General features: G+C 64.6%; 11 protein-coding genes, 1 tRNA gene and 1 pseudogene. 3 read left to right on the plus strand and 10 right to left on the minus strand.

The genetic code is table 11. From position 1 onward, the window contains the following. Positions 1-21: 21 nt before the first annotated feature. The 8 genes from NA10_RS08585 to metG form a co-directional block, all read right to left on the minus strand. Positions 22-375, minus strand: coding sequence for a hypothetical protein (locus tag NA10_RS08585; protein WP_157556229.1), 354 nt, complete (start codon positions 373-375; stop codon positions 22-24). 356 nt (positions 376-731) lie between these two features. Then, a complete protein-coding gene (locus NA10_RS08590) occupies positions 732-1,022 on the minus strand; it encodes a hypothetical protein (protein ID WP_067565653.1) in 291 nt (96 codons plus the stop codon). Positions 1,023-1,228: 206 nt separating this feature from the next. Continuing rightward, positions 1,229-2,179 carry a CPBP family intramembrane glutamic endopeptidase gene (locus NA10_RS08595; protein WP_218021483.1) on the minus strand — a complete coding sequence of 317 codons (951 nt, stop codon included), beginning with the start codon at positions 2,177-2,179 and terminating at the stop codon, positions 1,229-1,231. Between the two features lie 486 nt (positions 2,180-2,665). Continuing rightward, positions 2,666-2,911 carry a hypothetical protein gene (locus NA10_RS38125; RefSeq protein WP_218021484.1) on the minus strand — a complete coding sequence of 82 codons (246 nt, stop codon included), beginning with the start codon at positions 2,909-2,911 and terminating at the stop codon, positions 2,666-2,668. Next, positions 2,850-3,491 (minus strand): alpha/beta fold hydrolase, encoded by a 642-nt coding sequence (locus NA10_RS08600; protein ID WP_218021485.1) that lies wholly within the window; start codon positions 3,489-3,491, stop codon positions 2,850-2,852. Before NA10_RS08600 ends, NA10_RS38125 begins: the two co-directional genes overlap by 62 nt. A 1,041-nt stretch (positions 3,492-4,532) precedes the next feature. Further along, the gene (locus NA10_RS08605) at positions 4,533-5,048 is read right to left on the minus strand and encodes a hypothetical protein (protein WP_157556231.1); all 516 of its coding nucleotides are present in this window, start codon (positions 5,046-5,048) and stop codon (positions 4,533-4,535) included. A 720-nt stretch (positions 5,049-5,768) separates the two neighbouring features. Further along, positions 5,769-6,398, minus strand: a complete 630-nt coding sequence (locus NA10_RS08610; protein WP_067565658.1) for a helix-turn-helix domain-containing protein — start codon at positions 6,396-6,398, stop codon at positions 5,769-5,771. Between the two features lie 145 nt (positions 6,399-6,543). Next, a complete protein-coding gene (metG, locus tag NA10_RS08615) occupies positions 6,544-8,262 on the minus strand; it encodes a methionine--tRNA ligase (RefSeq protein ID WP_067565661.1) in 1,719 nt (572 codons plus the stop codon). 331 nt (positions 8,263-8,593) lie between these two features. Between metG and NA10_RS39450 the strand changes: the two are divergent. Next, positions 8,594-8,998, plus strand: a pseudogene (locus NA10_RS39450) (pyridoxal-dependent decarboxylase); the annotation flags it as partial. 129 nt (positions 8,999-9,127) lie between these two features. Here NA10_RS39450 and NA10_RS08625 read toward each other — a convergent pair. Further along, positions 9,128-10,395 (minus strand): IS3 family transposase gene (locus NA10_RS08625; protein ID WP_157556234.1). Its coding sequence is split into 2 segments (ribosomal slippage): positions 9,128-10,122 and positions 10,122-10,395, totalling 1,269 coding nucleotides; the frame shifts between segments, so codons are not numbered across the junction. A gap of 231 nt (positions 10,396-10,626) precedes the next feature. Next, a tRNA-Arg gene (locus tag NA10_RS08635) sits at positions 10,627-10,703 on the minus strand. A 204-nt stretch (positions 10,704-10,907) separates the two neighbouring features. Between NA10_RS08635 and NA10_RS08640 the strand changes: the two genes are divergently transcribed. After that, positions 10,908-12,947: a bifunctional copper resistance protein CopD/cytochrome c oxidase assembly protein gene (locus tag NA10_RS08640; protein ID WP_067565668.1), complete on the plus strand. Its 2,040-nt coding sequence runs from the start codon at positions 10,908-10,910 to the stop codon at positions 12,945-12,947. Then, complete coding sequence (locus tag NA10_RS08645) at positions 12,944-13,903, plus strand: threonine/serine dehydratase (protein ID WP_067565671.1); 960 nt, start codon at positions 12,944-12,946, stop codon at positions 13,901-13,903. The genes NA10_RS08640 and NA10_RS08645 overlap by 4 nt, the downstream gene beginning before the upstream one ends. Positions 13,904-13,998: the final 95 nt, after the last annotated feature.

The raw sequence follows: 13,998 nt of genomic DNA on the forward strand, positions 1-13,998 counted from the left end.
GCCTCCGGGGTGGGCGGCCTCCTACTTCAGAGTCGCTGCCACAAGGCCGGAGTGAGCGGCGGAGTCCAGTTTGGTGCGCAGGCGGTGTGAGCCCGTCAGTGGTCGATGAACTTCTTGTGTCCGAACAGGCACGTGCCGGTAGTCGAAGCCGTAGTCGAAGACCGCGTTCAGGTTCCAGTGGGATCGGCAATAGGAGCGGTCACAGGTCGCGCGGTAATACGGAGCGTATTCCTTGTCGAGTGCGTAGAGCACCGATGCGACGCGGTACCCCGCGGCATGCACCAAGGCCACGACCGCTTCATATCGAGCGACATGGGTGGAGAAACCCGTGAAGGGGAGGAACCCGCTGAGTCCGAAGGTGCCATGCTCGGACATACCGGGGATATTCAGCTCGTGCCGGAGGTCCTTGTGCCCGTCGGCGTACGTCGCTCCCCGCGGATCAATTCGACGACCGCCGCGACGTCTCCGCACCCTTCGAATTCGCACGGAATCTCGGCCCGTGCCCGCGCCGGCCGCTCACCTGTCATCGGCCATCCCGGTGTTGGTCCCGCCCGGGTGTGGGTACCACTGAGCCTGGCGACTAAGTCGCAAGGGTCAGGGTGGAAGCGCCCCCGGCAGGAATCGAACCTGCGACCTAGGGATTAGAACAAGAGTCGGCTACTCGACGCTACGTTCTGCTGTCAATAGCATTCGAAATCGGTTGTCCGCCTGTCGATCTGCCGGTCTGATGACTACGCGGCGTGATCGAACACATTCGGAAAACGCTGACGGACAACGAATTTAGTGGGAGTTTGTTGGGTGTGACCCGCCCTGAACATCGCAGCATTGGCAGGCGCCAGCTCCAGATCTTGCGCCTGAGCGACAGCCAAGCAGTCCAATAGCATCGACCCGATGAGGAACGGACAAGCAACGAACCTTTTGAGTATGAAAACTCTTCTTTCAGTGGACAAATGCGCGCCGATAGTGTCCCGGATGGCGTCGTAGGTCCGGTGCGGCAGCGCGGTCCTCTTGCGATCGAGCACCGGAATGCCCTTCTTATGGAACGCGTTTCGCAACCGGCCACGCAAGGTCTATGGCGGCCTAGGGCCGGGGCACGTTCGCTGTCCTAAGCGGTGGTGAGTCGAATCTGATTCCACTACCAGGTGATTCACCTGCAGGCTCATTATACGCGCGCTGGTCGCCGTCTGGAGTCGACAGGTCAGTAGCGGTGGCGGTGTGCGGTTTTCGTTCAGGCGATCTGTCGTTGGTCCTCGCTCTCGTCGACCGGGTGGAGAGCGCCTGGACGCAGGCGACCGGTGAGCACGATCCATGTCGCCACGCCGCTCAGTGGTAGGGCGATGACGGCGATGAGCACCATGTCTCCGAGCTTGGTGGCAAGGAGTTGGCCCGCCAGGAGCGACAGCACCATGTTGTTCCCGGCGTGGGCCAGGCTCGCGGTCCAGATGCTGCGGCTGTGTATGTAGAGCCAGGCGAGGATGGTTTCCTGGCTTAGGAATGAAAAGGTCCAGATCGCCAGGCCCAGTGCGACATTGCTGAAGTTGATGTAGCCGAGGAACGCTAGCGGGTAGTGCCAGATCGCCCAGACGAGGCCTGTGACCAGAACCGAGTTCAGCGGACGATCCGGGTACACGCGGGGCCTCAGATAGCTGGTCCAGCCGAATTCCTCACCCCAGTAAAGCGGCGTGAGCACCACGACCACGACCAGCAGGATCGGAATTTCCGCTAGTAGGGACGGGCTCGAATCCGATCCGGGCGCAGCGGAACCCGGCCGCCACAGGCCGGTGACCACTGCCACCGCGACGGTGGCGGCGGCCAGCCCCAACGGCGCGAGCCACGCGACCAGATACCACCTCCAATTCCGCCGCACTCGCGGTCGCAGCCCGGCATCCCCGAAGCCCTCGCGAGTGATCCAGCGCCGCACGATCACCGCTGCCGCACCCGGTGCGAGAGCGAACGGTAGCTGCACCGCCGGATTGGTGGCCGAGTATCCGAGCATCACCACCGCCAGCAACAGCCACAGCCACGCGACTCCGAAAGATATCAGCACGAACGCCACCACCCCGCGCTTGTTCGCGACTACGGTCCGATCCAGCCTATTGTTCTTCTTCACGGCCCAATTGCACTGGAAGACAACAACTGTGGTCAGCAGTGACAGCACCCGAACCCATGGTGTTGCCACCTACACCGGGCTCGTTCCGAGGATCCCACCGGAGAAGTCGATCCCCATCACGTAACCGGTCACATACCTACCGGCTCCTGCTCCTCGACGGTGCTTCCAGACGCAACGGTCCTGCTCCCACTTGCCGTTGCACCCACCCCGGATCGCCTCGGCCGCGGGCTGTTCACCCGCTACCCGACCGCGTATAGCCTGGCGCACAGCTACTTTCGGACGCGAAAGCGCACGCATCGGCACCAAATGTCCTAGTGTTTTGTGCTGCGGGTAACAGATGTCCGGGTATTCGCCTAGCAGCGTCACGGTTGCATCTGGATGTCCGCTCATGGCTCCCATACCGCGCCTACTAAACCGGCCACGCCGCGGTAGTCGAAGATCAACGGGCCAGCCGATCCGAGGCGGGCGGAACGTCCGCTCCTGCCGAATCCAGGATGTTTGCGGCGGTCCGATATCCAAGGCGGCTCCGTTCGAAGGCAGGCTGAATCGCGATGGTCATCTCCGGTCTTGAAGGAACGGGGGGATGTCGGCGCGGGTCGGATAGTTCGGCAGGGGTGCGGGCGTGTCCTGCAGGAATGCGTCGACGGCGGCGTAGGCATGCTCGTCGTTGTCGTCGAGGCCGTTCCACATGTGGTGTCCGACGGCGGGCATGTACGGGGTGCGCTCAATGGCGGGATCGTCAGCCAGGATGGTGGTCGCCCACTGACGGATCTGCGAGGAACATTCGGCGATCATCAGCATCGCGGGTGTGTCGGAGCGTTGTAGTCGCGCGGCGATCGAGGGGGAGCCTGACCGTCTGCTGGATCTGCATGCTCGCAGCGGGGCTGAAGGAGAAGTTCTCCGCCGTGTCCTCGGCGGGGATGCGGTGGCCGTCTCGAGGGCGGTAGGCAGACGCGGTATCGCTGCCGAGGTCCGCGGCGGTGAAGGCGTTGTCGCCTTCGGCCTGCCCGATCAGCCCGCTGTCGGGTCGGAGGAGCCCGAATCGCATGAGGCCGAACGCGACTGCGTATCTGGGGATGCTCGTGGAACGCGGTCCGCGCGCGGCCGGAGCGCGGTCGCGCGCATTCGGCCGGCCCCGGTGTCCGGTGATCTGCGCGGTGGGGCCGTCCATCGGGCCGGGCTCGGCGATGATCGCTTTGTGTATCCGGGCTGCGACGTCCGGCTCGGCCAGGGACTGGGCGAGTACGGCTGCTCCTGCAGAGAACCCGATGATATCGACCCGGCCCTTGTCCAAATGGTCGATGAACGCGGCGAGCTCGCGCACCGACCTGGCGATCGAATCCGCACGGAATCTCGGCCCGCGCCCGCGCCGGCCGCTCACCTGTCATCGGCCATCCCGGTGTTGGTCCCGCCCGGGTGTGGGTACCACTGAGCCTGGCGACTAAGTCGCAAGGGTCAGGGTGGAAGCGCCCCCGGCGGGGCACTATATAGATGGGAACAGTACTGACCAGCATCTTCTCGCTGGCCGACTGGTCATCGAAGCCGAATTTGCCCTTGATCGCTGTAAGCGGTAGTTGATCCTGTGTCGGCCTGGTCCGAATATGGGGCACAGGCCGACTGCTCGTGGGTGAGTGGCCGGAGCCTTTGGCTGTCCGGGTACCGGAGGGTGGCCAGCCCGGACAGCCCCGCTCACGCTGCGTGTAGGTCGTCCGCGCCGACCGGTGCCAGCAATCGCATCGCAGCTGCCGTCCGCAGCAGCCGCCATACGTGACATCGCTGCCACATGTGGCCTCCAGCCGGGGTCGCTACCCCCTCGGAGTTGAGGACATCGCTGATCGTCGAATCTGATAACCCGCCACGGTGCAACGCCACCACTCGTACCAGGACCGGTGTTGGGCACAACATCGGTCGCCCCCTCACCGGTCGCCTCCTCGCCTCAGCGTGTTCAGCACCTGCCGCAACGCGCTCAGTAAGTCGCCCAGGATCAGCCTCGCCCATCTTGCGCGCTCGCGACCGGCGAACAGCGCCACTAGGGTGGCCAAACCCACCAATATTACAAGCCCCATGACCGGCGCTGCCAGCACGCCGAACACGGTGATACTCAGATTGGGGCCAACTACAGCCGACCCCGTCACATAACTAGACACGAACCCTCCTGCGCGGAAAGCGCGGGAATGTACGCGAGAAGTATTCAGCCGCGCACGAGTCCCGCAGTTCGACAATCGATCTGGGTCGAACTGCGGGCATCTGGGCCACGTGTAGGGCGACGGCGGGCAATGAACTGTCGGCTCGGTGGTGCGGTCACACTCGCATGCTGGTGAATCAGTAGCACTCGAACCTGTTCACGTGCATGGACATCGACATCGCGGCATCGGTAGTGATCAACTGGCAGATTCTCGACCAGCCCGTGCACGACCAGCGGCTAGAACCAGTCCACATAGTCTGGAAACCAACCACTCAGCACCATGCTGGGCCGCGCCGCCGCAAGCGCGGAATGCGCCGCAAGCACGGCAGCGTGAAACGCCTTCGAAGACCGTGACGAGACTCTACTTCCAGTGCCGAGCCCGTAGACCCCCTCTACTGCCTCCCGGATCGAGCGCAGCCGGAAGTTCTTGACAGCTTTCCCGATTGCTTCCTGTTGCCCGTATGGCTGTAGCAGATCCACCACTGGGGCATCGTGATCGGACTCGGTGTCTACCGCGGCCCACTCCCGCTGCCGGTTCAGCCGATCAACGTCGATCCACCGGGTTGGGGCCTCGATCCGAATCCAATCCCAGCTTCGCTGTTCGGCGGCCAGTGCTGCCGTCAACGCCTCGTCCAGCTCGAAACGGAATTCGACATAGTGCCAGACGACGGCATCGAGCTGGTACTCGGCGATGGTGGTACCCGCAGGAGGATCGCCCAATACCACCGCAGGCACCAGGCCCTCCGTCTCCATGAACCACACAGTAGGCCGAGCTGTGCAGCGTTCGTATATTCCATCCCCGATCCGGAACCGTACGAAATACCTTGAGCTGCCGCGACACCGAGCCTTCGAGAATGTAAACGTGGCTGGCGAGGCCAAGCATCCAGGTCCAACTCTTGGACGAGCCGAAGGTGTTTCGGTGCCACTGTTGGGCTGTTCGTTGATGCCGGCCGTCTCACCCCGAGATCGTGTAGCTGGTCGCGCCTGCACTCGAATCTCGATCATTCCCCGGGCCAGCGATTTCACCGCCTCGAGTACTACTTCGTGAACTACGACCGTGAGGTCGCTGTCGAGACGGTGACCGGTGGGCTGGTGTTGACTGCGCAAGCAGGACATCGCTGACTACGACCGGGTCGTCGACCTGCTCACCGCCCGCGCGGTCTCCGGCACCGCCGCCGCTGATCTGGTCACCCAAGCGATCACCTTTCTCGCCCCGCGAGAATGACCGGCGCTGCCCATCCTGCGATGGGCGACCGCGCCGAATGCCCGGCGTTCTCCGCGATCATGCCCGAATTCTCTGCGGTGCAAGGCCGCAGAAACATGCGGTCGTGGGATGTGAGCGTGCGTCGAGACCCTTGTCTTGCGACGATGAGCATGATTCAGGACGGCAGGGGAGGCCGTACGGATGGGCCCGGCCACTACCGCAAAAGTTGTCATACATGTCGATTTCGGTACACGGAGTCCGGCCATGGCTTACACCGCCGCTGCTGACGTGGTAGTGCGCTTCGCGGCCCTCCGAGGCGGGCGGGGTGTGCGGCAACCAGAATCGCGTCGGCGGAAGTTGTTGTTGGACCGGTTCGTGGTCTGACCGCCGAGCAGTAGAACGGCGTTTCCTAAGTCGGTTTCGCTCGAACGCATCGCGTCGGTGCCGCCGAACGTGTTCTCCGAGGCCGCCGCTCGCCGGGTCGCCGCCCTGACTGCGACGATGTCGTGTTGCCCGACATTGCCGACTGGTTTGTGGTCTCGACAGCGCAAGCCCAGATAGTCGGCTGGATCGGCGATGGGCTGGATTGCGGTGACGAAACCGAGCATTGATGCGGAAACGGCCTCAGGCAACGGTTTCTGCGGACCATGCTCCAGAGCCCCTGCCAACCGAACGAGTTCGCCGTCGCTGTGGAGTGTGCGGTCAAGGCGGTGGACCAGGTCCAATCTCGGGTGGCGTTGAGCCTTCTCAATTTTACCCAGCAGGTCGCCGCTGACGTGAACCAAGTGCCCCAGTGCCGTCAGCGAGAAACCTTGCGCTGTCCGGCGGTTGCGCAGCTCAACACCGAACCGCGCTGCGGGCGAGGCTCTCGGATCGAGCTCCTTCGGAAGCTGCGCCATCGGCTGATTATTTATCACCCGACAGCAACCGTGCCAACTGTTACCCCGCTGCCACCGTTGGCATTCCGACGCAACCAGCACCCAGGACCACAAGCCGCACTGAATGCGCCACTGGCACAGCGCATTCAGTGCAACGTTGGGTGGGTTAGCTATCCGTGCCGAAGCGGTCCCGCCACGCGGCGACGTCATCCTCTGAGATCTTGGCGAAAAGCACCGGCGGGAGGGTGAATTCGGTTCCGGCGCTCAACCAGTCCAAGGTCTGAACATCACGGTGCTCGGGCCACGTGATGTCGGTCAGGTCGCGTTGCGTTCCGGACCAGAGCCCCCGCAGCGTCTGTGCGGTTGCGGGGATCAACGGTTCGGAGATGATTCCGAACAGGAAGATCAGGTTCGCGGCGATCCGCAGTGTGAGTGCGGCGGCGTCGGGGTCGGTCTTGATCTGGGTCCAGGGGGCTTTCTCGTTGATGTATTCGTTTCCGACGCTCCACATCGCGCGCAGTGTGGCGGTCGCCTTGCGCAGCTCGATCCCGTCGAGGTGACGCTCGTAATCTTCGAGGAGCCCCGACAATTGGAGGCCAAGCTCATGTTCGGCCGGTCCCGACGCGGCACCTGCGGGCAGGTGATCGCCGAATCTCTTGGCACTGAAGGTCAGTACCCGGTGAACGAAGTTGCCGAGAACGTCGGCGAGGTCTTTGTTGGTTTGGGCGGCGAACAGCTCCCAGGTGAAACTGACGTCATCGGACTCGGGAGCGTTGGTGATCAAGAAGTAACGCCAGTAGTCGGCGGGCAGCAAGCTCAACGCGTCGTCGGTGAAAACCCCACGATGCTGCGAGGTGGAGAACTTGCCGCCGTAGTAGTTCAACCAGCTGAACGACTTGATGTAATCGACCATCTTCCACGGTTCGCGAACACCGAACTCGGTGGCAGGGAACATGACCGTGTGAAAGGGGACGTTGTCCTTGCCCATGAACTCGGTGTAGCGGACGTCGGTCGTGTCATACCACCACGTTTTCCAGTCGACGCGCTCCGGGTCGGCGTCCGACCATTCTTTGGTGGCCGCCAGGTATCCGAGTGGAGCGTCGAACCACACATAGAACACTTTGCCGTCCTCAGCCAGAGCCGGCCAGGTATCGGCCGGCACCGGGACACCCCAGTCGAGGTCACGGGTGATCGCCCGGTCGTGAAGTCCCTCGGCGAGCCATTTTCGGGCGATGGACGACGCCAGCTGCGGCCATGTGCCCGCGACTTCATCGATCCAGCCTTCGACTTCGCCTTGCAGTTTGGATTGCAGCAGGAACAGGTGACTGGTCTCGCGGACCTCGAGATCGGTCGACCCGCTGATGGCCGAGCGTGGCTCGATGAGGTCAGTGGGATCGAGCAGGCGGGTGCAGTTCTCGCATTGATCGCCGCGGGCGCGGTCGTAACCACAGTGTGGGCAGGTTCCCTCGACGTACCGGTCCGGGAGGAAACGCCCGTCGGTGGCGGAGTACACCTGCCGCACCGCCCGCTCCTCGATGAAACCGTTGTCGTTGAGTTTGCGGGCGAAGTGCTGTGTTATCTCGATGTTCTGCGGGGACGACGTGCGCCCGAAGTAATCGAACGACAGCCCGAATCCGTCATAGATTGACTTTTGGGTGGCGTGCGCTTGCGCGCAGAACTCCGCGACCGTCAATCCGGCTGCGGCTGCGGCCAATTCAGCAGGGGTGCCGTGCTCATCAGTCGCACAGATGAACAGCACCTCATGCCCACGAGCGCGCATATATCGTGCGTAAACGTCCGCCGGAAGCATCGACCCGACCAGGTTGCCCAAGTGTTTGATTCCGTTGATATAGGGCAGGGCGCTGGTGATGAGATGCCTCGGCATCGTGATGTTCCCCTCGGCTTGGTGGTTCGACGGCAGACCGCCACAAGTTGGCGGCTATCTGCGCAATCGTACTGACCCGGTGACGGCGGCTGTCCGGTGCGGCCAGGCTCACCATGCGGACAAACCGTTTGTCCGCATGCATCCACTATCAGTCGCCCTGCTGTGATGGCCTACTCGAAACATGACCGTCTCACATGAGCTAGAACCAAAACGAATGTCGTTGGGAGCCAATGCTTTCCTCGGCCCCGGCGGATTGGGGTACGACCACGCTCGGGAGCTGCTGGGACGGGTAGTCGACGTCGGGTTGAGCTTTAAGTACCGCAAACGGTTCATGGCACCCCGTGACGATCAGGCACTCGACACCATCGCCACTGAGCCTCTGCCGTTGACCGGCTGCGACCTCCCGGAACTGCTCTCCGACCTTGAGCACCACTATCTGCCGAACATGCCGAACTTTGCCTCGCCGATGTTCGCGGGGTTCCCCGACGCCGGAAACAACATCACCGCTGTCGCAGGGGCCGTTCTCGGCGAGCTGATCGACGTCAACCTCATCAACGCCGACTTCTGCTCGCGTGGCGCGACCGAAATGGAGATCGCGCTCATCCGCTGGCTACGCGCACTGGTCGGGTTCAATGTCGACCCCGCGCCACCCGACACGGCGCTCCAGGTTGGCGGTATCCCTACCACCGGCGGCACCGGCGCTAACTTCGCCGCCGTGCTAATGGCGCGCGAACGGGCCTTCCCCGGCAGCCGCGTTACCGGCATCCCGCAGGGATCGCGGCCCCTCATCCTCCTACCGGAAGGCATCGGTCACTACACCGTCGCAGCGGCAGCCGTGAATCCCCCCGGGTCCCTGCGCACCTGTTTATCTGTCACCGGCCGGTTGTCCGGCGCGGTGTGCATAGTAGTCGGCCTCGTACTCGACCGGTGGTTTGCGACCGAGCCGGTGCATCAGCCGGGAATTATTGAACCACCCGACCCAGTCCGCGGTGAGCAGCTCGACATCGGCCAGTCGGGTCAACGGGCCACGCCGAAACGGCGAATCGTCGCGGATCGCTTCGGTCTTGTAGAGCCCAATTGTGGTCTCGGCCAACGCATTATCGTATGCGTCGCCCACGGACCCGATCGAGGGAACCATCCCCGACAACAACAATGTCTCACCCAGGCGCACCGACGTGTATTGCGAACCGGCATCGGAATGATGAATCGTGCTACCTGCCAACGGATTTCCCTCACGCTCACGCACGGCGGCTGCTTGGCGGATCGCGGAGTTCACGAACGCGGTCGCCTTGCTCGTCGAGCATTCCCAGCCCAGGATCCGCCCTGCGAAGGCGTCGATCACGAACGCGGTATAGACGAACGATCCCGTCGCCGAACGGACATAGGTGAAGTCCGCGACCAACAGCAGATTCGGTGCCGGCACCCGGAACTGACGATCGACCAGATCCGGTGCCCGCGTGGCGGCGGGGTCGGGTTCGGTGGTGCGGATCTTCTTGCGCCGCACCACACCTCGCCACCCATTGACGCGCATCAACCGCTCGATCGTGCAGCGGGCCACCGGGATGCCTTGGCGTTGCAGATACGCCCAGGTCTTCTCGGCGCCATACAGCGATTCCGGTGCCCGTCGGCCCGTGTTGTCGGGTTCGTAGATCCCGGCCAGGATCTCAGTGACCGCGGTGTCCCACAGGGTTCGTTTCGACGGTGGCCGCGACAGCCACGCATAGAACGTTCTCGGGGCGATCTTGCATCCGTGCGCGGTCAGCGCACGGCAGATCGGAGCGACCCCGAACCGAGCCCGATGCTCGGCGATGAACGCACAGATCACCGCTGTCGCGGGTCGCTCTCCCGCGCGAAGAAACTCGTTGCGGCCTTGAGGATTTCGATCGTCTGTTCGAGCTCGGCGATCTTGCGTTTCTGCTCGCGGATCACCTTCGCCGACTCCGAGGTCACACCCTCGACCTCACCGGCGTCCACAGCGCCTTGGCGGATCCATTTGCGCAGGGTCTCCGCGGTCATGCCCAGCCGGGCCGAGACCGCCTTGATCGCGGCCCACTCGCTGTCGTAGTCGACACGGTGGTCGACGACCAGCCGGACAGCCTTGGCCTTGGTCGCTTCGTCGTACTTCGATGGCATGATCTGCCCATCCTTCCCAAAGAAGAAGGTGAGCACCAAACCCGGGGCGATTCAACAAGACCCACCACCGGGTGACTTACCGAATCACGCTAGTCGGCCACACCGCCGCTGCCGCATATCGGGCAGCCAGGCAGGCATTTGCGGCAACGCCACAGGGCATCGGCGCCACTGGTCGCAGTGGTGCCGGGCTATCGCTTGCAACAGAACGGGACCATGGTGGTCCCATCTGCGTGGCGCCCCCGGCAGGAATCGAACCTGCGACCTAGGGATTAGAAGGCCCTTGCTCTATCCAACTGAGCTACGGAGGCAGTGCGGGGCATCGTGGGCGATGCGGCCACCAAACACCTTGACCCATATTGATCTCGGTGTCCAGCGCGTTAAGTATAGCGAGCGTCCAGGAGGGGATTGGGTGCTCGCCTAGCAACCGTTCGGCGCGTCGGGCGCGGTGTGCGGACCGGAGGTCGGGAAACCCCCGGGAAGTTCGGACCGCTACACCGAACTACCCTGGGCGTATGTCGTCGCCGCAGGATTCGCCCACCGCTACAGCTGTTCAGGCGAATCGGTCGGGTTCGGGCGGGACGTTCACGGTGGTCGCGGCGATGAGCGGGGCCGTTGCCGCCATGGTGGCGGCGCTGGTGGTCGGGTTGTCGGCCTCGCAGGCGCTGAGTCTGCTGGGGATTCCGGATCCGGGGCCGCTGACCACCTACGGACTGCCCGCAATGCGGGCGATCGCCGATCTCGCCGCCGCTGTAACGGTCGGATCGCTGCTGTTCGCGGCGTTCCTCGCACCCCCGCAGGCGAACGGACTGCTCGATGTGGGTGGGTATCGGGCGCTGCGGCGCGCCGGGAACGCGGCGCTGGTGTGGGCGGCGGCCGCGGCGCTGCTGGTACCGCTGACCCTGTCGGACACCACCGGGCAACCCTTCATGGACTCGCTGCGCCCGGAGTCGGTGTGGCGCGCCGCCGACCAGGTCGATGTGGCCGGGTCCTGGCGATTCACCGTCTTCTTCGTGCTCGCCCTCGCGGTCGGCTGCCGACTCGCACTGCGCTGGGGCTGGACGCCGGTACTGCTGTTGCTCTCGGTGGTCTCCCTGCTGCCCGTCGCGCTGACCGGGCACTCCTCGGCGGGCGGCGCTCATGACATCGCCACCAATAGCCTGATCCTGCACCTGCTTTCGGCGTGTTTCTGGGTGGGCGGCCTGTTCGCGGTGCTCGCGTACGCGCTGCGCGACGGCAAATACACCGCGCTCGCCACCCGCAGGTTCTCCCTGATCGCGACCATCTCCTATGTGGTGATCGCGATCAGCGGCGTGATCAACGCGTGGATCCGGGTGCCGTGGGCCGATCTGTTCAGTACTACCTACGGTCGACTGATCCTGGCCAAGGCGACGGCGCTGATCGTGCTCGGAATCATCGGATACCTGCAAAGGCAGCGGGCCATCCCCGTGCTGGCGAAGGACCCCTCCGATCGCGGCGCGCTCATCCGATTCGCGAGCGTCGAAGCGCTGATCTTCGCCGCCACCGTCGGCCTCGCGGTGGGCCTGGGCCGCACCCCGCCGCCCGAACTGCGCAGCGTGCCCACCCCGGCCGAGGTCGAGATCGGGTACAACCTGGCCGGTCCGCCGAACCTCGCACGCCTGGCCTTCGACTGGCGCTTCGATCTGATCTTCGGCACCCTCGCCATCGTGCTGGCCGTGCTCTACCTGCGCGGTGTGGCGCGCCTGCGCAAGCGCGGCGATGCCTGGCCGCTCGGCCGCACCATCTCGTGGATCGCCGGGTGCGCGGTCCTGCTCATCGCGACCAGCTCCGGCGTCGGCCGCTACGCCCCGGCCATGTTCAGCGTGCATATGGCCCAGCACATGATGCTGTCCATGCTCGCGCCGATCCTGTTCGCCCTCGGCGGCCCGGTGCTGCTGGCCCTGCGCGCGCTGCCGCCCGCCGGTCGCGACGCCCCGCCCGGACCGCGCGAGTGGATTCTGGCCGCGGTGCACAATCCGGTGTCGCGCTTCATGACCCAGCCCGTGGTGGCGGCGGTCTTCTTCGTCTCCGGGTTCTACGCCCTCTATCTGGGCGGCATCTTCGACAAGGCGGTCGGTTCGCACGGCGCGCATCTGCTGATGAACGCGCACTTCCTGCTCAGCGGCTACCTCTTCTATTGGGTGGTCATCGGCATCGATCCCAAGCCCCGGCAGGTCGAGCCGATGACCAAGCTGGGCATGGTCTTCGGTTCACTCCCGTTCCACGCCTTCTTCGGCATCGCGCTGATGAGTATGAACACCGTGCTCGGCGGTTGGTTCTACCGCGGCCTGGGCCTGGGCTGGAACAACGATCTGCTCGACGATCAGCACACCGGAGGTAGCCTCGCCTGGGCCAGCGGTGAGATCCCGCTGGTGGTGGTGATGCTGGCCCTGCTCATCCAATGGTCGCGCAGCGACAAGAAACTGGCCACCAGGCTCGATCGCGCCGCCGACCGGGACGACGACGCGGAACTCGCCTCGTACAACGCCATGTACGCCGAGCTCGCTCGGCGTGATCGAGAGGTACGCAAGTGAGTGACGTCGCCCAGGCGACCCGGAACAACAAGCGGCTCTATCGATCCGATGTGCGGCGCGCGCGCCGCCTGCTGCACGGCCAGACCCGCAAGACGCCGGTTTTCCACACCGAGATCGTGGGTCCGCGCGGTCCGGTACCGGTCAGTTTGAAGCTCGAACATCTGCAGCACGGCGGCACCTTCAAGGTACGCGGCTGCCTGAACGCGCTGATCCAGGCGGACACCGGGGTCAAGCATGTGGTGATCGCCTCCGGTGGCAATGCGGGGATCGCCGCGGCGCTGGCCAGTGCGGTGCGCGGACTCCCCTGCACGGTGGTGGTGCCCGAATCCGCACCGCACACCAAGGTCGCGGCCATGTGGTCGCACGGGGCCGAAGTGCTGTGGCACGGAACGACTTACGCGGAGGCACAGCGCTACGCCGGTCAGCTCGCCCGCGAGCGCGGGGCGATGCAGCTGCACGCCTATGACCTGCCCGCCATCGTGGCCGGTGCGGGTGTGGTCGGACTGGAGATCGAGGAGCAGGTGCGCGGTCGCCCGCCGGTGCTGGGGGCGGTCGGCGGCGGTGGACTGGTTGCCGGCATCGCGGTGGCGCTGGGGCTGCGCGGCCGGGTGATCGGGGTGGAGCCGCACGGTGCGCCGACGCTGAATCGGGCGATCGCGGCGGGCCGCCCGGTGGATGTCGAGGTGTCGAGTGTGGCCTCGGATGCGCTGGGGGCCAATCGGATCGGTGATATCGCCATGGAGATCGCGCAGCGGTACGCGGTGCGATCACTGCTGGTCAGCGATGATGCGATCGTCATGGCGCGGGAGTATCTGTGGCGTGAGTTCCGGATCGTGGTGGAGCCCGCCGGTGCGACGGCGCTGGCCGCGATTCAGAGCGGGGTCTATGTTCCGGCGGCGGGGGAGCGGCCGGTCATCGTATTGTGCGGTGCGAACACCGATCTCGCGACGCTGTAACCGGTACGCCGAAGTTATCCACAGTGCCGAGTTATCCACAATCGCGCACCTGCCCCTGTCGCCGCGCCCCGCACCGGTTCAAGCTGGAATCACCA

Origin of the sequence: Nocardia acidivorans NBRC 108247, assembly GCF_001625085.1 — a bacterium.
GTDB classification, from domain to species: Bacteria; Actinomycetota; Actinomycetes; order Mycobacteriales; family Mycobacteriaceae; genus Nocardia; species Nocardia acidivorans.